Origin of the sequence: Rhodococcus sp. AH-ZY2, from assembly GCF_030916465.1 — a bacterium.
Lineage (GTDB): Bacteria > Actinomycetota > Actinomycetes > Mycobacteriales > Mycobacteriaceae > Rhodococcus > Rhodococcus ruber.
Window position 1 is genome coordinate 4,684,934 of the sequence record NZ_CP126458.1, and the last position, 20,841, is coordinate 4,705,774.

At 71.3% G+C, this 20,841-nt stretch carries 20 protein-coding genes; 10 read left to right on the top strand and 10 right to left on the bottom strand.

Annotated features, from left to right (window positions below):
• From QNA09_RS22565 to QNA09_RS22575, 3 genes are read left to right on the top strand one after another with little or no spacing between them, the layout of a single operon-like run.
• Positions 1–1,827, top strand: coding sequence for a glycoside hydrolase family 15 protein (locus tag QNA09_RS22565; protein WP_102031738.1), 1,827 nt, complete (start codon positions 1–3; stop codon positions 1,825–1,827).
• A gap of 52 nt (positions 1,828–1,879) precedes the next feature.
• Positions 1,880–2,521: a hypothetical protein gene (locus tag QNA09_RS22570; RefSeq protein ID WP_102031739.1), complete on the top strand. Its 642-nt coding sequence runs from the start codon at positions 1,880–1,882 to the stop codon at positions 2,519–2,521.
• Positions 2,518–3,921, top strand: coding sequence for an FAD-binding oxidoreductase (locus QNA09_RS22575; protein ID WP_119700179.1), 1,404 nt, complete (start codon positions 2,518–2,520; stop codon positions 3,919–3,921). The genes QNA09_RS22570 and QNA09_RS22575 overlap by 4 nt, the downstream gene beginning before the upstream one ends.
• 37 nt (positions 3,922–3,958) lie before the next feature.
• On the opposite strand, the gene QNA09_RS22580 is transcribed toward QNA09_RS22575, so the two are convergent.
• Positions 3,959–4,405 carry a MarR family winged helix-turn-helix transcriptional regulator gene (locus QNA09_RS22580; protein ID WP_017680160.1) on the bottom strand — a complete coding sequence of 149 codons (447 nt, stop codon included), beginning with the start codon at positions 4,403–4,405 and terminating at the stop codon, positions 3,959–3,961.
• 80 nt (positions 4,406–4,485) lie between these two features.
• Between QNA09_RS22580 and QNA09_RS22585 the strand changes: the two genes are divergently transcribed.
• Complete coding sequence (locus tag QNA09_RS22585; protein ID WP_017680161.1) at positions 4,486–5,109, top strand: DsbA family protein; 624 nt, start codon at positions 4,486–4,488, stop codon at positions 5,107–5,109.
• A gap of 13 nt (positions 5,110–5,122) precedes the next feature.
• Entirely contained in the window at positions 5,123–5,773 is a 651-nt protein-coding gene (locus tag QNA09_RS22590; protein WP_119700180.1) for a maleylpyruvate isomerase family mycothiol-dependent enzyme, read from the top strand.
• Positions 5,774–5,780: 7 nt separating this feature from the next.
• Here the strand turns inward: QNA09_RS22590 and QNA09_RS22595 are convergent, their stop codons facing one another.
• A complete protein-coding gene (locus QNA09_RS22595; protein ID WP_003938681.1) occupies positions 5,781–6,032 on the bottom strand; it encodes a hypothetical protein in 252 nt (83 codons plus the stop codon).
• Between the two features lie 47 nt (positions 6,033–6,079).
• On the bottom strand, positions 6,080–7,225 hold the full coding sequence (locus tag QNA09_RS22600; protein WP_119700181.1) for an LLM class flavin-dependent oxidoreductase: 1,146 nt from the start codon (positions 7,223–7,225) through the stop codon (positions 6,080–6,082).
• A 104-nt stretch (positions 7,226–7,329) separates the two neighbouring features.
• On the opposite strand from QNA09_RS22600, the gene QNA09_RS22605 reads away from it, so the two are divergent.
• On the top strand, positions 7,330–8,157 hold the full coding sequence (locus QNA09_RS22605) for a triacylglycerol lipase (protein ID WP_017680165.1): 828 nt from the start codon (positions 7,330–7,332) through the stop codon (positions 8,155–8,157).
• A gap of 9 nt (positions 8,158–8,166) precedes the next feature.
• On the opposite strand, the gene QNA09_RS22610 is transcribed toward QNA09_RS22605, so the two are convergent.
• Positions 8,167–9,150 (bottom strand): DUF389 domain-containing protein, encoded by a 984-nt coding sequence (locus QNA09_RS22610; RefSeq protein ID WP_017680166.1) that lies wholly within the window; start codon positions 9,148–9,150, stop codon positions 8,167–8,169.
• 140 nt (positions 9,151–9,290) lie between these two features.
• Here QNA09_RS22610 and QNA09_RS22615 point away from each other — a divergent pair, with 140 nt between their 5' ends.
• From QNA09_RS22615 to QNA09_RS22630, 4 genes are all read left to right on the top strand, one after another.
• Positions 9,291–9,641, top strand: a complete 351-nt coding sequence (locus QNA09_RS22615) for a sigma factor-like helix-turn-helix DNA-binding protein (protein WP_017680167.1) — start codon at positions 9,291–9,293, stop codon at positions 9,639–9,641.
• Entirely contained in the window at positions 9,593–10,039 is a 447-nt protein-coding gene (locus QNA09_RS22620; protein ID WP_225222707.1) for a hypothetical protein, read from the top strand. The genes QNA09_RS22615 and QNA09_RS22620 overlap by 49 nt, the downstream gene beginning before the upstream one ends.
• An 84-nt stretch (positions 10,040–10,123) precedes the next feature.
• The gene (locus QNA09_RS22625; protein WP_010594179.1) at positions 10,124–10,576 is read left to right on the top strand and encodes a DUF6069 family protein; all 453 of its coding nucleotides are present in this window, start codon (positions 10,124–10,126) and stop codon (positions 10,574–10,576) included.
• 319 nt (positions 10,577–10,895) lie between these two features.
• Positions 10,896–11,111 (top strand): hypothetical protein, encoded by a 216-nt coding sequence (locus QNA09_RS22630; RefSeq protein WP_010594180.1) that lies wholly within the window; start codon positions 10,896–10,898, stop codon positions 11,109–11,111.
• A 13-nt stretch (positions 11,112–11,124) separates the two neighbouring features.
• On the opposite strand, the gene QNA09_RS22635 is transcribed toward QNA09_RS22630, so the two are convergent.
• The 6 genes from QNA09_RS22635 to QNA09_RS22660 form a co-directional block, all read right to left on the bottom strand.
• The gene (locus QNA09_RS22635; RefSeq protein WP_010594181.1) at positions 11,125–11,616 is read right to left on the bottom strand and encodes a TspO/MBR family protein; all 492 of its coding nucleotides are present in this window, start codon (positions 11,614–11,616) and stop codon (positions 11,125–11,127) included.
• 342 nt (positions 11,617–11,958) lie between these two features.
• Positions 11,959–13,677, bottom strand: a complete 1,719-nt coding sequence (locus tag QNA09_RS22640; RefSeq protein ID WP_119700182.1) for an ABC transporter permease — start codon at positions 13,675–13,677, stop codon at positions 11,959–11,961.
• Positions 13,674–14,615 carry an ABC transporter ATP-binding protein gene (locus tag QNA09_RS22645; protein WP_119700183.1) on the bottom strand — a complete coding sequence of 314 codons (942 nt, stop codon included), beginning with the start codon at positions 14,613–14,615 and terminating at the stop codon, positions 13,674–13,676. Before QNA09_RS22645 ends, QNA09_RS22640 begins: the two co-directional genes overlap by 4 nt.
• Positions 14,616–14,687: 72 nt before the next feature.
• Complete coding sequence (locus tag QNA09_RS22650) at positions 14,688–17,270, bottom strand: cation-transporting P-type ATPase (RefSeq protein WP_119700184.1); 2,583 nt, start codon at positions 17,268–17,270, stop codon at positions 14,688–14,690.
• Between the two features lie 222 nt (positions 17,271–17,492).
• Complete coding sequence (locus QNA09_RS22655; protein WP_119700185.1) at positions 17,493–18,794, bottom strand: MFS transporter; 1,302 nt, start codon at positions 18,792–18,794, stop codon at positions 17,493–17,495.
• A 122-nt stretch (positions 18,795–18,916) separates the two neighbouring features.
• Positions 18,917–20,584 carry a class I adenylate-forming enzyme family protein gene (locus tag QNA09_RS22660; protein ID WP_119700186.1) on the bottom strand — a complete coding sequence of 556 codons (1,668 nt, stop codon included), beginning with the start codon at positions 20,582–20,584 and terminating at the stop codon, positions 18,917–18,919.
• Positions 20,585–20,841: the final 257 nt, after the last annotated feature.

Consider the following 20,841-nt stretch of genomic DNA (forward strand, 5'->3'; position numbering starts at 1 on the left):
GTGACCTTCACGGCAAGCACTTTCGAACGGATCCGGGACGACGCGGCCGTGCCGTCCCGGATCGAGGACTACGGCCTGCTCGGCGACACCCGCACTGCGGCGCTGGTCTCCGAGGACGGATCGCTCGACTGGCTCTGCGTGCCGCGCTTCGACGCAGACCCCGTCTTCGGCCGGCTCGTCGGCGGGGCCCAGGCGGGGCGGTTCCGGCTCGGCCCCGACGGGCCCGCCCCTGTCGTCCGGCGCCGCTACCGGACGCACACCGCGACGCTGGAGACGACCTGGGATCTCGGCAACGCCCGGCTCACCCTGCGCGAGGCGATGATCGCGGAGGTGGCCGGGCGGCTGCTACCGGCGACGGTCCTGGTGCGGCAACTCTCTGCCGAGGGCGGATCTGTCCGAGCCGCAGTCGATTTCGACCCCAGGTTCGGCGAACGGCACCGCGCGCCCAAGGTTCGGCGGCGCGGTCCCGATCTCGTGTGCGAGTGGGGCTCGCTCGCCCTGTCGCTGGCCTGCGATCCCGGAACCTCGATCACGCCGGGCCGGCCGACCTCGATCCACGTGTCCCCGGGCCACCCGGTCACCGTCGTCCTGGCCGTGGCTCACCGCGAGCCGCTGATCCACCTCACTCCTGGCGCGGCGTGGGAGCTCGTGGCCGAGGACGAGGCACGCTGGCGGACATGGACGGCGGACATCGCTCACGACCTGCCCTACCGGGAGGCCGTCGTGCGAAGCCTGCTGACGCTGCGTCTGCTCACCTACTCTCCCTCCGGCGCACCGGTGGCCGCGCCGACGACGTCGCTGCCCGAACGGCTCGGGGGGATCCGGAACTGGGACTACCGCTACGCCTGGCCGCGCGACGCCGGCATCGGCGTCGCGGCGTTTCTCGGGGCCGGCAAGGTCGACGAGGCACGCGGGTTCCTCGGGTGGCTCCTGCACGCGAGCCGTCTGCAGCGACCCCGCCTGCCGGTCCTGTTCACACTCGACGGCCGGCCCGGACCCGCCGAACGCACCCTGGCGGGATGGCCCGGCTTCGCCGGCAGCGCCCCCGTGCGGTTCGGCAACGACGCGGCCGACCAGCACCAACTCGACGGCTACGGCTGGGTCGTCGACGCCGCGTGGGCGTTCGTCCGGACCGGCCGGTCGCTGAATTCCGAAACCTGGCGAATGGTACGCGGATTCACCGATCATGTCTGCGAACGGTGGCGCGATCCGGATGCCGGCATCTGGGAGATCCGCGCCGACGCCGCCCACCATGTGCACTCGAAGACGATGGCCTGGCTGGCCCTCGACCGTGCCTTGCGCATCGGCGAGACCCATCGCCTGTCCGCCCGTCGCCGCCGGCGCTGGCGCGCAGCGCGGGACGCCGTCGCCACGGAGGTGCGCGCTCGCGGCTTCGACCGGCTCGGAGACCGCTACACCCGTACCTACGGCTCCCGCGACGTCGATGCCGCCCTGCTCGTGCTTCCCGTGCTGGGCATCGACGACCCGGACTCGCACCGGGTGAGGGGCACGATCGACGCGATCCGGCGCGAGCTGTCGGCCGGAGGTCCGCTGCTCTACCGGTATCCGCCCGGCCAGGACGGACTGCCCGGAGGCGAGGGCGCGTTCCTGCCGTGCTCCTTCTGGCTGGTCCAGGCGCTGGCCCTCACCGGCCGGCGGACGGAAGCCGAGGAGCTGTTCGAAACCCTGCTGCGGCGCACCGGCACCCTCGGCCTTCTTCCGGAAGAAGTGGATCCCGCCACCGGCGCCTTCCTCGGCAACTACCCGCAGGCGCTCACCCATGCCGCGGTGGTGCAGGCCGCCCTCGCCCTCCGGGCCGCCCGATGAGCAGGACCGCCGGGACCTTCTCTCCCCGGCTCCGGTGTGGAACAGTTCTCTCATGGCGATCCGCACGCTCGCCGCAGTTGCGACAGCGGTGAGTGCCTTCGTCCTGTATCGCCGGTGGCACCGGCGGTGGGGAGCGACGACTGCCGAGTGCGCCGGCCCGATGCCCGGAGACGACATCCTCTCCTCGGCCGCGTTCAGCGCGACCCGCGCCCTCACGATCGACGCGCCGGCCGAGTGCGTGTGGCCGTGGATCGTCCAGGTCGGCTACAACCGGGCCGGCTTCTACTCCTACGACCGTCTCGACAACCTGGGGCGGCCCAGCGCGACGACGATCGATCCACGCCTGCAGTGCATCGAGGTCGGCGACGTGGCGGCGCCGATGGCGAGTCCGGCCACGGCGGCGACGTCCTTCCGGGTGCACTCCTTCGATCCGGGGCGCTACCTGGTGTGGGCGAAGCCGGATTCGACGTGGTCGTGGCGCCTCGATCCCGTCGACGGCGGGCGACGGACCCGGCTCGTGAGCCGGTTGCAGGCCGCCTACCGGCCCACACCGTCGCTGCCGCTCACCGTCGCACTGATGGAACTGGCCGATTTTCCGATGATGCGCAGGATGCTGCTCGGCATCCGGGAGCGCGCCGAACGCCTCGCCGGAGAGGATCCCGCCTGCGCCCGGCAACGTCTGGAGAACACATGACTCACACGACCGGCGACCTCGGCATGCTGCGGGCCGCGATGGAGGGCCCGGTTCTCGGACCCGGCGACGCGGACTACGACGAAGCGCGCACGGTGTGGAACGCCGACATCGACCGCCGCCCGGCCGCGATCGCACAGTGCCGGAGTACCGCCGATGTTCAGGCGGCGATCGCCTATGCGACCGGGCACGGACTGGAGCTGGCTGTGCGCGCGGGCGCCCACAGCACCGCAGGCGCGTCGGTCGTCGACGACGGCCTCGTGATCGACCTCGGATCGATGGATCACGTCGTCGTCGACCCGGAGCGCAGACGGGCGCGGGTCGGTGGCGGCGCCCTGCTGCGTGATCTCGATGCCGCCACACAGGCCCACGGACTCGCCGTCCCGGCTGGGCTGATCAGTCACACGGGCGTCGCGGGACTCACGCTGGGCGGAGGAATGGGCTGGCTCACGCGGCAGGCCGGATTGACCATAGACAACCTCGAATCGGCCGAGGTGGTCACCTCCGACGGCCGGATCCTGCGCGCCGCCGAGGACGAGAATGCGGACCTGTTCTGGGCCATCCGGGGCGGCGGCGGAAACTTCGGTGTGGTGACGGAATTCGAGTTCCGCCTGCACGAGGCCGGTCCCGTCGTGCAATTCGGACTCCTGTTCTGGGGCCTGGATCAGGGCACCGAGGTGCTGCGGCTCGCCCGGGAGGTGATCGGTACGCTGCCGCGCGAGCTGAACATCGTGGTTGCCGGCGTGAACGCCCCACCGGCCCCGTTCGTGCCCGAGCAGTACCATCTGCAGCCCGGCTATGCCCTTCTGGTCACCGGTTTCGGAGCAGCGCAGACGCACGAGGACGTGCTGACGCGAATTCGGCGCGCTCTGCCACCACTGTTCGAGTTCGTCACGCCGATGCCCTATCCAGACGTGCAACAGCTGCTCGACGAGAGCAACGCGTGGGGCTTCCACTGCTACGACAAGGGCTGCTACCTCGAAGCTCTCTCCGACGACGTCATCGAGACCGTGGTCGAGTTCGTGCCGCAGAAGACTTCGCCTCTGTCGCTCCTGTTGTTCTACCGGCTGGACGAGGCGTACTGCGAGACCGGGGAGGACGACACCGCCTTCGGCGGCGGACGGACGCCACGCTTCGCCGTCTTCATCGTCGGCGTCTGTCCCGATCCCGCACTGCTGCCACCGGAGCGAGCCTGGGCCCGGTCCCTGTGGGATGCCCTGCGCCCGTATTCGGTCGGCATCGGCGCGTACGTCAACTCCATGACCGAATTCGAGCAGGACCGGGTGCGCGCCACCTACGGTCCGGACAAGTACGCGCGATTGGCCGAGATCAAGGCGAAGTACGATCCGCACAACGTCTTTCACCGGAATGCGAACATCGTTCCCGGCGTAGGGCACGCGTGACACCGGGTGGACGTCCCGGCCGGATGCGACCGGACGACTACGCTCCCGTGGACCGATACGGATCGGTGATCTCCCGGAGCAGGGTGAGCGCCTCGCGCAGCTGCTTCATCCGGCGCACGCCGAGGTGCTCGGTCCATTCGGCCTCGATCCGCGCCTCCTCGGCCCGGGCGACAGGGAGGGCCTCCGTGCCGCGCCGCGCGATCCGCACGAGTCGCGCACGGGCGTCGGTGGGGTCGACGGTGCGTTCGACGTAGCCGGCCCGCTCGAGCTGGTCGACGAGGAAACTCGCCGTCTGCTTGGCCACCTGGGCCTGCTCGGCGAGGTCCGTCAACCGCGTGCCGTCGGGTCCGATGCGGGCGGCCACCCGCGCCTGAGCGAGCGTGATGTCGTCGTAGCCGGCGCGCCGCAGCGCCGCGAGAATGCGGTTCTCCGCCGACCGGGCGGCGATGAACATCAGCAGGGCGGTATTGAGATCGACTGCCATCCCACTCCTTGCAGATAGTACGATCCTCGAACTATATTGGTACCAGCATCGTACTTGTTGGCCCGCCCGGGAGGTGCGAGATGGCCGACGAAGCGCCCGTCGTGGACTTCTACTTCGACCCCGTCTGCCCGTACGCGTGGATCGCGTCCCGGTGGCTGCTGGAAGTGGAGCGCCGGCGGCCCCTCGATCTGAGATTCCATGTGATGAGCCTGAGGGTTCTCAACGAGAACCGCCCGGGCGATCCCGCCTATCTCGCCAACATCGAACGTTCCGCCGGTCCGTCACGAGTGGCCACCGCTGCCGCCGTCCAGTTCGGCGAGGCGGTCCTGCGGGACTTGTACACGGCATTCGGTGACGCGATCTTCGATCGGTGGCGCTACCCCGATGCGGACGAATATCGCACCGCGATGGCCGGTGCGCTCGAGCGGACCGGCCTGCCGGCCCGGCTCTCGTCCGCGGGCGACTCGACCGAGTACGACGACGCGCTCCGCCGCAGTCACGACGCCGGGATGGCGCCGGTGGGCCGCGAGGCCGGCACGCCGACCGTCCACCTCGACGGCGTCGCGTTCTTCGGTCCGGTACTCAACTCGATTCCGCGCGGCGACGACGCCGTGCGCGTCTTCGAGGGCGCGCGATTGCTGTCCGGGTTCTCGGACTTCTTCGAACTCAAGCGCACCCGGACCCGCCCACCGGTGTTCCACTGACAAGGGGGGCCCCATGATGAACGAGGACGAGATCTGGGCCGCGATCGACAGCGCGCGAGGGCGCACGGCCGACCTGCTCGAACGGCTCTCCGACGACGAATGGGCGCAGCCCTCGCTGTGCGACGGCTGGACGGTGCGTGACGTCGCCGCCCACCTGACCCTGCAGCAGTTGACCGTCGGGGACGCCGTCCGGATCGCCCTGCGGCATCCCGGCCCGATGAATTCGATGATCCGTGCCGCCGCGCGCGACCGGGCGGCGCTGCCGACCGACCGGTTGATCGCGGACCTGCGCGCGACGATCGGCTCCCGCCGCCACAATGTGGGGCTGACCGCCTTCGAGCCCCTGACCGACATCCTCGTGCACGGCCAGGACGTCGCGATCCCGCTGCACCGCGACCTCGGGATGCCCGCGGACGCGGCGTCCGCGGTCGCCGCGCGGGTGTGGTCCCAAGGCGGCAGGGGCAAGGCCCGGGTCTTCCGCTCCCTTCCCCTGCGCGGCTACCGGCTCACCGCCACCGACGTCGCGTGGTCGGTCGGCGAGGGACCGGAGATCCGGGGACCGATCTCCGCGATCCTGTTGCTGCTCACCGGCCGTCGCGTGGCGCTGCCCCGATTGTCCGGGGCGGGTGTGGACGATCTGCGGGCACGGGTGGCGACCGGGTGATCCGGGTTCAGGACGAGCCGTCGCGCTCCCACGCCGCGGCGATCTCCGGGTATCCGGCCGCGATCTCGTCGAGCCGCTCGTCCGAGGCGGTCTCGATCTCGGCACGGTGCCGCTGCGCCGCCACGAGGGACCCGTCGAACTCCCCCGACGTCGGCACCGGACTCTGTTCGCCGGGACCCGGGGCACTCGTCTCGAGGGCCCCGATGATCTCGTCGAGCCGCTGAGCCACGAACCTGCGCTTGTCGTTGTGTGTCTCCATACGGACCGGCATACCCGGCTCGCTGCGCGTCACACCGCCGGTTCGGCTCAGAGAGTCTCGGCCTCCCCGGCGGCGGACAGGTCGACCTTCGCGGGTATCACGAGCCGGTGCGGCGAGTCTGCGCCCTCGGCGACGAGCGAGGCGTGCGTCGGCGGGTCCGACGGCACGTGCGCCGGGCGGCGACGCTCGAATTCGGCGCGCAGCACGGGCACGACGTCGCGACCGAGGATCTCGATCTGCTCGAGCACCACGTCGAGGGGCAGGCCGGCGTGGTCCATGAGGAACAGCTGCCGCTGGTAGTCGCCCGCGTAGTCGGCGAAGCCGAGGGTGCGCTCGATCACCTGCTCGGGGGTGCCGACGGTGAGCGGGGTGGTCGCGGAGAAGTCCTCGAGCGACGGCCCGTGACCGTAGACGGGGGCGTTGTCGAAGTACGGCCGGAAGACGCGCTTGGCCTTCTCCTCGGTCTCGGCCATGAACACCTGGCCGCCCAGCCCGACGATCGCCTGGTCGGCGGCGCCGTGGCCGTACTGCTCGAACCGGGTGCGGTAGAGGCCGATCATCTGCTGGATGTGTTCGCGGTTCCAGAAGATGTTGTTGTGGAAGAAGCCGTCGCCGTAGAACGCGGCCTGCTCGGCGATCTCCGGCGAGCGGATCGAGCCGTGCCACACGAACGGCGGGGTGTCGTCGAGAGGCCACGGAGTCGAGGTGTAGCCGCGCAGCGGGGTGCGGAACCTGCCTTCCCACTCGAGGTCCTTCTCCCGCCAGAGCCGGCGCAGCAGGTGGTAGTTCTCGATCGCGAGCGGGATGCCCTGGCGGATGTCCTTGCCGAACCACGGGTAGACCGGGCCGGTGTTGCCCCGGCCCATCATGAGGTCGACGCGGCCGCCGGACAGGTGCTGCAGCATCGCGAAGTCCTCGGCGATCTTGACCGGGTCGTTCGTCGTGATCAGCGTCGTGGCCGTGGAGAGGATCAGTTTCTCGGTCTTCGCCGCGATCCAGCCGAGCATGGTGGTCGGCGACGACGGGACGAAGGGCGGGTTGTGGTGCTCACCGCTCGCAAAGACGTCGAGCCCGACCTCCTCGGCCTTCAGCGCGATCTCCGTCATGGCGACGATCCGCTCGTGCTCGGTGGGGACGCGGCCCGTGGTGGGGTCGCGGGTGACGTCGCCGATGGTGAAGATGCCGAACTGCACGGGTGCCTCCGTCTAATCGTTGATTGCTCAACTATACGAACGGCGGGGGCTCGCCGGTATTCCCCCTCCGGCCGTTCCGGCCCCCGCCTGGACCTCGGCGGTGCATGATCGGCGTCATGATCCGCACACTCGCGGTCGCCGGTCTCCTGGTGCTGGGCGGCAGTGTCGCCGCGAGTCCGTCGGCCTCCGCCGACGAGCCGACCGGCCCACCGCAGAGCACCTTCGGCGCCGCGCTCGCCTACTCGCTGGTGCATCCCGGGGTCGTCCCGGCCGGGACGAACGACTTCGGCTGCGTGCCTGTGCCGGAGCACCCCGAGCCGGTGGTGCTCGTCCACGGCTTCCTGGAGAACTCCTACGCCAACTGGGCCGGATTGGCGCCGGCGCTGAAGACCGAGGGGTACTGCGTGTTCGCACTCGACTACGGCGCCCCGCCGGCCGAGCCGTTCAAGGCGCGGGAGCCGATCCCGGATGCCGCCGGCGAACTGGCGGCGTTCGTCGACGCCGTCCTGGCGGCAACCGGTGCGGAGCGGGTGTCCGTCGTCGGCCACTCCAAGGGCGGGGCCGTCCCCCGGTGGTACGTGCGGTTCCTCGGCGGGGCGGACAAGACCAGCCGCATCGTCGGGCTGGCGCCGGCGAACTACCCGTCGCTCGGGCCGCCGTCCGTCGCGCAGGACGCCGTGCTCGCCGAACTCAACGCGGGCAGCGACACCGTCGAAGGGGTTTCCTACACGGTCGTCGCCACCAGATACGACCAGGTGATCATCCCCTACACGGCGTCGTTCCTCACCGGCCCCGGCGCGCGGAACATCCTGCTGCAGGACGTGTGCCCGGCGAACACCGCCGACCACGTCTCGATCCCCTACGATCCCGTCGCCGAGCAGCTCGTGCTGGCCGCGCTGGACCCGTCCGCGGACCGGCCGGTCGTGTGCTGACCGCGGCCGCTACCCGCCCGGCAGGCGCCGCGTTCCCCCGATGACGAGGGTGACCTCGACGTCGACGTCGCGCAGACCCGCCTCGTTCAGGGCCTCGCGCAGCGTCGCCGGGTCCGCCTCCGGCGGCGGCCCGAGCGCCTCGATCCAGAGCACGGACTGCCGGAACCCGATCTCGGTGATCGCCCAGCCCTGCTCCTGGGCCCACCGCTCGGCGACCGGAGCGACGTCGGCCTTCAGCGTCTCCTGCCGGATCACCCGGGTGCTGGACAGCCCCAGCGGCACCGCGACGACCACCACCGCGGCCACCACCGTGAGCAGGCTGAGGCCGCGCAGGTCCCCGACCTCGCGACCGGCGCGGCGCGCCGCCCCGCGCACCCCCGCGAACAGGAAGACCAGCGTGCCGGTGGCGACGATCGCCGCGACGTTCGTGGCGAACAGCAACAGCGCCCCACCGGCCTGGCGTGGCGCGTCGGACTCGAGGGTCAGGCCCACCACCGCGAGCGGCGGCACCAGCGAGATGGCGATCGCCACCCCGGGCAGGGCGTCGGACACGTCGCGCCGCACCAGCGCGAACGCCCCGACCGCGCCCGTGGCCAGGGCCGCGACGAGGTCGATCAGCCGCGGCGCGACCCGGCCCGCCACCTGGCTGTTGTTCTCGGCGAGCACATCCAGTGGATCGAGCAGGCCCACCGCGTATCCCGTCGCCACCACCGCGGCCGCACCCGCCGCGACGAGCAACGCGGAGGCGACCAGGTTGCGATGATCGTTGAGCACCACCGCCAGGGCCGTCCCGACGATCGGCGTCATCAACGGGGCGACGATCATGGCGCCGATGACGGTGGCGGTGGAGTCCGCGACGACGCCCGCCGAGGCGATGACCGAGGCCAGCACGAGCAGGGTCCAGAACGTCGCGCGCCGCGACCGCGGCTGGGCGTCCTCGGACAGGAACAGCGTGGCGGTCATCCGCTCGATGTCCTCGGCGGTCGGTCTCACGGAAGCCTCCCTGGGTGCGTCGTGTCGCGAGTGCATCACAGCAGACGCCGGGCGCCCGCGCGATCGGGACACCGGTCCCTTCCGTCCGGGACACCGGTCGCGACACGATGTCCCGCACCGGACGGAGGAGGACGCACGCGGTGACGACGGACGAGGCGGTGACGACGGACAAGGCGGCGACACGACCCTCGACGCTGATCGCTGCCCTCCCGCACCGCTACCGCGCCGTGCTGCACCTGCGCATCGCGTGTGGCCTGTCGATCACCGACACGGCTCGTGCCCTGAACACCGATGCCGCCTCCGTCCGGCTCGCTCAGCACCACGCTCTGAACCTGCTCCGGCACCAGCTCCGGCACTCCCGGAACATGTCGGACCCCCGGCGCACACTGATCACAGAACCGGGGACCACCTCGCCCGGACGTACCGAGGAGGAGCGAGTGTCATGGACACGGGGTGTGGGGCCTTCTTCAGCTGGACCTCACGACGGGTGACGTTGCCGCACTGCCTGCGGGCCGTCGCGGCGGGAACGCCCGCGCGGTCCGGGCTGACTCTCGATCGGCGGCTCGTCTCGGGCACCGTCCGCGGCCGGCTGCTGGCCTATCACGACGCGGACGACGACGCCGACTACGTGGCCCTGCTCATCGGCGACGTGGTCGGATCGGACGACGTGCCCGTGCGGGTCGTCGACGAGGAGCGGCTGCTGGTGGAGGGCGCGCGCAGCACCGAGCCGGCGGAGATCCTCGTGGGTGCCCCCGACGCCCGCGACCCGGACGCCGAGCAGCGCGAGCTCGACCGGCAGCTGTGCCTGGGTGGCCCCGTGCGTTCCATGCTCGCGCATTCCGGTGCGCGTTCGGTCACCGTGGACTGGTGCGCCGTGGCCGCCGCGTAGCTCGCGAGGAAAGAACTTGACCTCGAGTCGACTCGAGGTTGAACGATGGGCGACGTCAGTTCATCCGCCCTTCCGGAGGACATCATGAGTGTTGTCAAGCCTCTCGACCGCACCGCCACGCCGACCCTGCCCGCGTTCTCGCTCAATCGTCCGATGGCGGTGCTCGTCCCGGTCGTCGTGGCTCTCGTCGCCAACATCGCCCTGTGGCTCGTCGGCCTCGCCGCCGGCGGCACGTTCGAGGTCACCAACGGTGACACCGTCGAAAGCGCCGCCCCGGGTGGCGTTCTCGTCATGACCGTCGTCCCGCTCACCGTGGGCATGGGTCTCGCGGCGCTGCTCAGCCTGCGCTGGTTCGGCATCGTCCGCGTCGCCGAGGTCGTGGGCGCGGTGGCCGCGCTCGGCACGATCGCGTCGACGATCGTCGCCGACTTCGACACCCCGAGCACGATCACACTCTCGCTGATGCACGTGGTGATCGCGATCGTCGTCGTCGGGGGGCTCGAGGCGATGCGCAACCGCATTGCAGCCCAGCGGTAGTCGCGCAGCGACGCCACCCGTCCGGGGTCACCGGCTCGAAGGTCCCGATTGTCGAGGGACCTTCGAGCCGCCGCCGGCCCCTCCGTGGGCGCTGACCTACGGCACGGCGGCCGATGCCTCTTCCGTTTCTCCCCAGGGACTTTCGCATCGAACCGCGCGCCGGCTGCAGGTGGTGCCGGTTCCACGGGTGGCGCCGGCGTTTCGTCCGCAGCCGCCGTCCACAGGACCGAAGCACCCGACCGGCAGGGACGTACGTCCCGAGATCCGTTTCCCGGTAATCCGTCCGGCACACACGGCGATTCGCAACGCGGCCGGTTCCGTGGAGTTCCATGTCCGTCGCGTCTCCGGCGGGTGGGTGAGCCCGTACATCGTCGGCCATGCCCGCGTCGGCGAGACGTGGGTGCTCGGCTCCGGGGACTGGTCGGGGCACGACGTGCAGATCGCCGGCCCGCCCGCCATGATCCAGGCGACCGAGTTCCGGCTGCAGGCCGCCGGCGTGCCCGCGGACCGCCTCCGCCACGACCCGCTCTACTGACCTCCGCGCCCGCTCAGGACCGGTTGAGCCGCGCGATCCGGCCGCTGAGAACCGTGGCGAACGCGCACCACACCGCGTACGGACCGAGCGCGGCCCCTGCCGCCGGCTTCGCGACGGCGGCGCGGCGCGCCAGGTCGGCACTGCTCACCGCGAGCGCTCCGGCGACCACCGTCGCCGGCACGAGCCGGTGCGCCTTGAAGAACACCCACGACCAGGACGCGTTGAGCACCAGATTCACCGCGAGGGCGGCCCGATAGTAGGTGGCCTCGTCGACCCGCGCCTCCGATTCGAGTTCGTCGATCGCCACCGCGGAACTCACCGCGATGTCGGCGTACAGCGCCGTCCACACGACGGGAAAGACCGCACCCGGCGGCTGGAACGACGGTTTGCGCAACCGCCGGTACCACCGCGTGTCCACGTCCCGCGAGGCGATCGATCCCGCCACCGCCGTCGCGGCGGTCGCCGCGGTCGTTCCGAGCAACGTGCGGCCGAACATGCTGGACATACCTGCTCTCCTCACTCTCGCCGTCGGCGAGGTCGTCACATCGCGTTGTCGGGGATCTGAGGGAAGGGCCGCTGCGGATGCGGGGGCGAGGGCTCGGGATCCGGTTCCGGCGGGAACGGCGGCTGCGGCTCCGGTGGGGTCGGCACCGGATTCGGCTCCGGCGGGAACGGTGACGGCGGCGTGGGCGTCGGTGGGACGGGCGGGGCCGGCTCGGGCGAGCCCGGCCCCGTGTCCGGGTCCGGTGTGGTCAGGCAGGGCGTGGTCAGGCAGGGTGTGGTCAGGCAGGGTGTGGTCAGGCAGGGTGTGGTCAGGCAGGGGGTGGTCATGGCCGGTCCCTTCCGATCATCGGCGAGCGCTGTTCCGGGCATACCCGGAGCCGCGGCGGCGCAATCCCAGTGGGGCGGCGGACGGCGCCCCGTGCTCCGCCCGCGGACCCCAGCGGAAGGTGCGCGTCGCGACGAGCGCGGCGGCGACGAGCCAGGCAGCCATCACCGCGATGGCGCCCCACAGGATCCGGGGACCGGACGGATCCAGGGCTGCGGCAAGTGAATTCGAGAAATGCTTCAACGGAAAGGCCGATCCCACCGTCTGCATCCAACCGGGGGTGTCGCCGAGGAAGAAGATGTCGGAGAAGAACGCGAGCGGGAGGAGGATCGCGAGGCCGACCGCGGAGACCGCCTTGCTGCTCGGCAGCACCGCAGCGAGAGCGAAACCGCACGCAGCCAACGTCGCGGTGCCGAGCACCACCACAGCGGCGGCGAGGAACACGCCGGGCCACGTGAGGACGAGGCCGAAGAAGACGACACCGACGGCCACGACCAGAACTGCGGTGACCAGGGCAATCCACAGCGTCGACACGGTGTGCCCGGCCATGAAACCGACCGGCCCGAGCGGGGTGCCGCGCAGCCGCTTCAACACCCCCCGGTCGCGGGCCCGCACCACCGCCTCGGGCATGTTGACGAACGCGGTGACCGCTGCACCCCACGCCGCCATGCCCGCCGCCCCGGACAACTCCGGGGGCACGTCGGCGACCGTGACGGCACCGTCGGGCAGCACGGCCATGATGAAGGCGTACAGGCCCACCGGCAGGGCGACCGCGAAGAACACCCAGCCCGGGTCGCGCGCGGCCGCCCGGGTGGTCCAGGCGATCCGGCCGAGGACCAGTCGGGCCGTGGAGGGCCGGCCGGGCACGTCGGCGTCCAGCATGCGATCTGCGCGCCGGGACGCGACGGGCGGGGCAGACGCGCGGCCGGTGCTGCCCCGCGCGGGGTCCCAGCCGAAGGCACGCACCGCGACGAGGGACGCGGCGAAGGTCCACGCCGTCATCACGGCCAGCGCGCCGAGATCCCAGCCGCCACCGGCGGCGAACGGATCGAACTGCTCCTGTACCGCCTCGGCGAACGGCTTCAGCGGGAAGACGGCCGCGATCGAATCCGCCCACCCCGGCATGTCACCGACGATGAACAGTCCCGACACGAACCCGAGCGCCACCGCAGCGGCGATCGACACCGCCTCCGCGACGGCAGCGGTGGGGGACAGCGCGGCCACGGCCAGGCCGAGTGCCGCGAAGCAGGCGATTCCCACCGCGATCGTCACGACGGTGGCGGGTGCGGTGCGCCACAGGATCTGCACGTCGTAGACGACCGTCCCGACGAGCAGCATCGTCAGCACCGAGCACAGCGCGAACACCACGGCGCCCCCGACACGCCCGGCGAGGTAGATCCACGCCGGCAGCGGGGTTCCGCGTACCCGCTTCAGGACTCCCTGTTCGCGTGCGGTGGCCAGGGCCGTCGCCACGGTCGGAAAGGCAGCGTAGAGGACACCCATCACCGCCGCGGTGGGCGTGACGAACTGCATCACGCGCACCCCGCCGGTCTCGTCCACGGTGGCGTTGCCGGCGAGGAACCCGATGACGACCAACCAGGTGAGGGGGAACAGGAAGGTGAAGACGAAGACGACCCGGGCGCGCCACAGGTCGACGACGGTGTGGCGCAGCTGCTCGGCGAACAGACCGGCCGCGGCCGGACGGCCGGTGTGCGCGGAGGCCTGGGGGACGCTCACGACGGCACCTCCGCGGACCGGGCGGTCGCGCGCCGGTCGTCGTGCCGGGCGACCAGCTCGAGGTAGACGTCCTCGAGGGACGGTCGGGTGACGGTCAGCGCGGGCAGCTCCTGGCCGCGGTCCCGGGCCCACTCCGTGAGCCGGCGCAGCGCCGCGGTCGGGGTGGAGGTGCGCAGCTGCCAGTCCGCCCCGTCGGTGGTCAACGGTGCGCCCAGGTCGGGTAGCCCCGACGGTGCCGCGCCGGGTGGCAGGCGGAAGCTCACGACGGCGGCACTGCCCTGTTCGCCGCCGATCTCGCCGGGCGTGCCCAGCGCGATCATGCGTCCGGCGACGACGATGCCCACCCGGTCCGCGAGATGCTCGGCCTCGTCCATGTAGTGGGTCGTGAGCAGGACGGTCTTGCCCAGACCGCGCAGGGCCTCGACGAGATCCCAGGCGCGGCGCCGGGCGGCGGGATCGAACCCGGTGGTGGGTTCGTCGAGGAACAGCAGTTCGGGATCGCCGACGAGGCCGAGCGCCAGGTCGAGGCGACGCCGCTGACCGCCGGACAGGGTCTCGACTTTCGCGTCGCGCTTGTCCGACAGGCCCACGAGATCCACGACATCGTCCACGTCCAGCCGGCGCGGATACAGGGACCGGTAGTGACGGACGAGTTCCCGGACGGTGAAGTGCTCCTCGAAACCGGCTTCCTGCAACACGATTCCGATACGTTCGCGAAAGTCCCGTCCCCCGGTCTCCGGGTCGAACCCGAGCACGTCGACCTCTCCGGACGTGCGCCGCCGGTGTCCCTCGAGAATCTCGACGAGGGTGGTCTTGCCCGCGCCGTTCGGTCCCAGCAGCGCGAAGACCTCACCGGCCTGCACCGCGAACGACACCCCGTCGACCGCCCGCACGTCTCCGTAGTGCTTGTGCAGATCCGTGACTGTGACGACATCCATGTGCCCTCCTCCCTTCGGTCCCATCGTGCGCGTGCGGGTCCCGGACCGCACCCCGAGGCCGGCGCGCCGCACTCACCGGCGGCTACGGACCGTCTTGTACACGAAGTCCGCGGCAAGGACCGCGGGGATGCCCAGCAGCGCGACACCCAGCGCCTCGAGCGGCGGAACCGCATGGCCCAGCACGTCGGCGACCGGGACGACTCCCAGGAAGACGACGAGGGCGACGAGCTCGACGAGAACGGCCCACAGCAGCAACCGGTTCGAGCCCCACCCGAGCTGCCACGGCGGCCGGGACGCGCTGCGGCAGGCGAACGCGGTGCCCACCTGCCCCAGGACGACCGCGGCGAACGCGGCGCCCGAGGCCGCGAGAAGCGCCGGACCGGTGGGAAATTCACCTCCGGGACGCCAACCCGCGACGAGGAGCGCGACGAGGAACGCACTCATCTCGACGATCGCCTCGACCGGTCCGAGAACCCCGAACACCCGGACCAGCAGGGTCCGGTCGACGAGGTGCCGACGCTCCGGTGGCCGCTTCAGCGTGTCCCGGCTCGGCGGTTCACCGCCGAGGGCCAGCGCCGGCAGCAGATCGGTGCCGATGTCGATGCACAGGATCTGCAGCACCCCCAGGGCGAGCGGAAACTGCCCGCCCGACAGTCCCCACAGCGCGAACGGCGTCAGTTCCGCCACGTTGGAGGTCAGGTGATAACTGAGGAAGCGGCGGATGTTGGCGTAGGTGGCCCGGCCCTGCTCGACCGCGGTGAGGATGGTTGCGAAGTCGTCGTCGAGCAGCACCAGGTCCGCGGCCTCGCGCGCGACGTCGGTGCCGCCCTCGCCCATCGCCACCCCGATGTCGGCCTGCCGCAGGGCCGGTCCGTCGTTGACACCGTCGCCGGTCATCGCGACGACGTGACCGCGGTCCTGCAGGGCCTTCGCGACGCGCAGCTTCTGCTCCGGAGAGACCCGGCTGATCACGACGCCGTCGCGATCGAGGAGGGCACCGAGCAGCTGATCGTCGTCCGGCAGATCCTTGCCCTGCACCACCTTGCCCTCTGCGCCGAGCAGGCCGATCTCGCGGGCGATGGCGCGGGCCGTCTCCGGGTGGTCACCGGTGAGCATCGCGACCTTGATGCCGGCGCCGCGCGCGGCCCGCAGCGCGGCCGGGACGGCGATCCGCGGCGGATCCTCCATACCCAGCAGGCCGAGGAGTTCGAGGTCGCGTTCGGCGAGCCCGGGGTCGGTGAGCGCGCCGGAATCGCTCAGGGTCCGGCGGGCGACGGCGAGCACCCGCAGTCCCCGCGACGTCATGCTCGCGAGTGCCGCCTCCGCGCGGTCGATCAGCTCGCCCGGGTCGGCGCAGCGCGGGAGCACCGCGTCCGGTGCGCCCTTGAGCAGCAGCCGCCCGCCCACGATCACCGATTCCCGGCGGCGCCGCGGGTCGAACACGAACCGGCGGGTGACCGGTCCCGGCTGCACGTCGGGGCCGGCGAGACGCGCCGCGAACGCGGCGATCGCCGCCTCCATCGGGTCACCGACCGCCCGCCACTCGTCGTCGTCGAGGGCGATCCCGCCCTTCGAGGCGGCGGCACCGGCGAGGCCCGCGGCCGCGGCGGCCGCCACCGCCGGCTCCGGGCCGGTCACCTCGCCGGTGGGCGCATACCCCTCTCCGCGCACCGTGACCGTCCCGGACGGGGTCCAGGCCTCGACGACGTTCATCCGGTTCTGGGTGAGCGTGCCGGTCTTGTCGGTGCAGACGAACGTCGTCGCCCCGAGGGTCTCGACGGCCTCGAGGTTGCGCACCAGCGCGTTGTCCCTCGCCATGCGCTGCGCCCCCATCGCCAGCGACAGCGTGACCGTGGGCAGCAGTCCCTCGGGTACCAGCGCGACGGTGATGCCCACCGCGAAGAGGAAGGCGTCCCGCCAGGCGATCCCCACCAGGAGGGACACGGCGAAGAACACCGCGCCGACGCCGACGGAACCGAAGGCGAGAGTCCGGACGATGCGCTGGATCTCCCGGTCGAGCGGACCGGGTGGGCGGCGCACCGACGTGGTCAGGGCCGCGATACCGGCGAGGCGAGTATGCGCACCCGTCGCGGTCACGACGCCCTCGGATTCGCCCTCGGCGACGAACGTGCCCGCGAACACGACCGCGCCGGCCTCGCGGAGCACCGGTTCGCTTTCCCCGGTGAGGGTGGACTCGTCGAAGGTGCAGCGGCCCGCGACCACAAGGTTCAGATCGGCCGGGACCCGGTCACCGCCGGTGAGCACGACGACGTCGCCGACCACCAGGTCTCGGGCGTCGACCGTGCGCAGCGCCCCGTCCCGGCGCACCACGATGGTGGTGGGCAACAGCTCGCCGAGGCGCTCGGCGGCCTTCTCCGCGCGTTCCTGCTGCACGAAGGCGAAGATGCCGTTGACGACGATCACCACGATCACGGCGATGCCCAGCTCCGGCATGCCCGCGACGAACGCGAGCGCCGAGGCGAACCACAACAGCAGCGCGAAGAAGTGCGTCAGCTGCGCGACCAGCCTGCGCCACCACGGCACCCGGCGCGCGGCGGGGAGCTGGTTCGGGCCGTCGCGGGTCAGCCGCGCGGCGGCCTCACTTCCAGTGAGACCGCCGCCGGGGAGCACCTGCGGACCGGAATGTGCCTGCACACCGCCTCCTCGCCCACCCGGGATGCGTCACCGCGACCGGGGTCGGCCCCCGTCGCGGCAGGCCCAGCGTATCGGCACGGGGGCTGTCGCGGACGCGACTGCGCCCCACCCGTCGCGGACGCGACTGCGTCCCACCCGTCGCGGACGCGACTGCGCCCCACCCGTCGCGGACGCGACTGCGCCCCACCGCCACGATGCCGGTGGGGCGCAGGGGACGAGCCGTCAGGCGTGCTCGAGGCGGATGCCCTTGGTCTCCCTCATGAAGATGCAGGCGATGCCGGTCAGCACGCACAGCACCATGATGTACACGCTGAACGCCCATCCGAGGCCGCGGCCGATCAGCAGCTGGTTCAGGTACGGGGCGGTGCCGCCGAACACCGCGACGGAGAACGAGTACGCGAAGCCGATCGCCTGGGTCCGCAGCCGGGTGGGGAAGCTCTCCGACAGCGTCGCCGACAGCACCGACGCGGGAACGGAGATGACGAGCAGCGCGACGGTCGTCGCGACGAGGAGGGTCCATCCGGCCGAGGAGATCATCATCGTCAGCGGCAGCTGCAGCACGAGCATCAGGCCGGCGAACGCGAACAGCATGGGACGGCGGCCGATCCGGTCCGACAGCATGCCCCAGAAGGGCAGGGAGATCAGCGCGATCGACTGGGCGATCACCGACATCCAGTAGGCGACGTCGGGGTCCATGCCCTGCTGGGTGATGGCGTAGGTGGAGACGTACGACGTCCAGGTGTAGTGCGCGGCGGTGATGCCGGAGGTCATGCCGATCATCAGCAGGATCGCGCGGACGACGGTCTTGCGCGGGATGCGCGGCTGCTCGTCCTGCTCCTGGTGGGCGTCGAACACGTCGCTCTCGTCCATGCTGCGGCGCAGGTACAGGGCGACCAGGGCCAGGCAGGCACCGATGAGGAACGGGATGCGCCAACCCCATTCGGCGACGGCGGATTCGGAGAGCGACGAGGTGACCGCGCCGCCGATGCTGTAGGCGAGGACCGAGCCGCCGAAGATCGCGATGAAGGCGACGCTGCCCCACATGCCGCGGCGGTGCGGCGGGGCGATCTCGCCGACGTACGAGTAGGCGGTGGCCGATTCACCGCCGTGGGCGAAGCCCTGCATGATCCGCGCGGCGAGCAGGATCAGCGACGCCCACGCCCCGATGGACTCGTAGGTGGGCATGATGCCGATGACGAGGCTGCCCGTCGCCATCATGAGCATCGTGGTGACGAGGACGAACTTGCGGCCCCGCCGGTCGGCGATGCGGCCGAACACGATGCCGCCGAGGGGGCGCATGAGGAAGCCGACGGCGAAGACCGCGAGCGTCGACAGCAGCGCGGAGATCGGATCGGAGTTGTTGAACATCACCGCGGCGATGAACGGTGCGAAGACCGCGTAGGCGCTCCACTCGTACCACTCGAGTACGTTGCCGACCGCGCTGGCGAACAGCGATTTCTTCTTCGAGGCCAGGGTGGGCGCGGTGTCGACCGCATCCCGGGGGTTCCGGACGTCGGTGTTCACGTGGTGTCTCTTTTCGTTCGCGGGAGCAGTGGCCGAATGTCACATCGGTTCGATGTGACCGAACCGGTGTGACATTCGGTCGGTCGGTCGGTCATTCGGTCGGGTGGGAGGGGGGCGGATCGTCAGGTGGTCGCGGTGGGGGCGGTGCGGTCGCGCAGGTCGCTGCGCCGGATCTTGCCGGTCTGGGTCTTGGGGAGGTTCTCGACGATGTGGACCCGGCGGGGCCGCTTGTAGGCGGCGAGGCGGTCGCGGACGAAGTCCACGAGCTCGCGCTCGGTGGCGTGGGCGTCGCGTTCGAGCGACACGTACGCCACCACGGATTCGCCCTGGTAGTCGTCGGGCTGACCGACGACGGCGGCCTCGTGGACGGCGGGGTGCTCGTAGAGGGCGTCCTCGACCTCGCGGGGCCACACCTTGTATCCGGAGACGTTGATCTGATCCTTGAGGCGGTCCACCAGGTAGACCCAGCCGTGCCGGTCGATGATCGCGCCGTCGCCGGTGCGCAGCCGTCCGCCGGGCAGGGTGGAGGCGGATGCCTCGGGCTTGCGCCAGTACCCCGAGATCACCTGCGGGCCGGCCAGTTCCAGCTCCCCCTGCGTGCCGGGTTCGACGACGGCACCGTCCGCGTCGACGACGCGCGCATCGATCAGGGGCAGCGGGACGTCGATCGCGAGGGTGCCGCTGGCGGGGTCCACGGGTGCCCGCCGTCCGGGGGGCACCGCGATGACGCCGGAGGAGGTCTCGGTCATGCCGTACGCGTTGTGGATGTACTTGCCGAACTTCGCTTCGAACTTCTCCACGGTTGCGGGCGGGATCGGTGCGCCGCCGGAGTAGAGGGTCTTGACCGACGCGAAGTGGCGGGCGTCGGCGCCGGGGGTTTCGTACAGGGCGTTGAACACCGTGATCGAGCCGATCGTGAACGTGACCCCGTGCTCGACGAGGGCCTCGAGCGCGACCTCGGCATTGAAGCGGTTGGCGAAGACCAGGGTGGTTCGGTGCACCAGCGCCAGCGTGGCGTTGATGACGGCGCCGGTGATGTGGAACAGGGGGGCGACGGCGAACACCGCGTCGCCGGCGGTCAGGCCGACGAAGGAGCCGAAGGTGGTGGCCACGGCCAGCACGTTGGCGTGGGTGTTCATCGCGCCCTTCGGCGGTCCGGTGGTGCCCGAGGTGTAGGCGAGCAGGGCGACGTCGTCGCCGGTGATCTCGACGGGCGACGGCCGCCGGCCCCGGTGTTGTTCGATCAGCTCGACGAGGTCGCCGTCGGGCGCGGCCACGGCACGGTCCGTCGTCGGGAAGACCCGTGCGTCGTCGCGGCTCTGGAAATCCAGGTCGCTGGTGCTGACGATCCAGCGCACCGAGCTGTCGCGCACGGTGTCCGCGGTCTCCGCGACGGCGGTGTCGGCGCACACCATGCCGACGATCTCGGCGTCGTCGACGAGGCGGCGCAGTTCGGCTCGCCGGTACATGGGGTTGAGCACGAGCGCCGCGGCGCCGAGTTTCCACAGCGCGAGCAGGGTCAGCGCATACTGGGGGATGTTCTGCAGGTAGATGCCCACACGGTCGCCGCGCCGCACCCCGCGAGCGGCGAAGGCGACGGCGAGAGCGTCGGAGAGCTCGTCGGTCTCGCGGGCGGTCAGCACACCGTCGAAGTAGGCGATGGCCTTGCCGTCGGGGTCGGCATCCACGCGGGCGCGCCACGCGTCCACCAGGGAGACGAACGGCACCACCGGCTCGGGGTCGAGTCCGTTCGGGTAGAGCGCGGTCCAGGGGCGCATCTGGGACGTCACGACGCAGTTCCTTCCACTCGACTGCGGGGCCTTCCACCGCCACGACCGATCGCTCGGTCGGTAAGCGGTCTGTCAGTAGTGTCGTGGGCCACACAACCGCGTGTCAAATCGGACAGGACACACCCGTGGCGTCCGCATGCGGGCCCTGGCCTGGGCATTCCCGGAGTGGGAGAATCGGAGATCGAACGACCCCCGGCGCGCGACGCGACGAGCGGTCGGAAATCGTCGGTGGGCGGTCGAGAACCGCACGTCGGTAC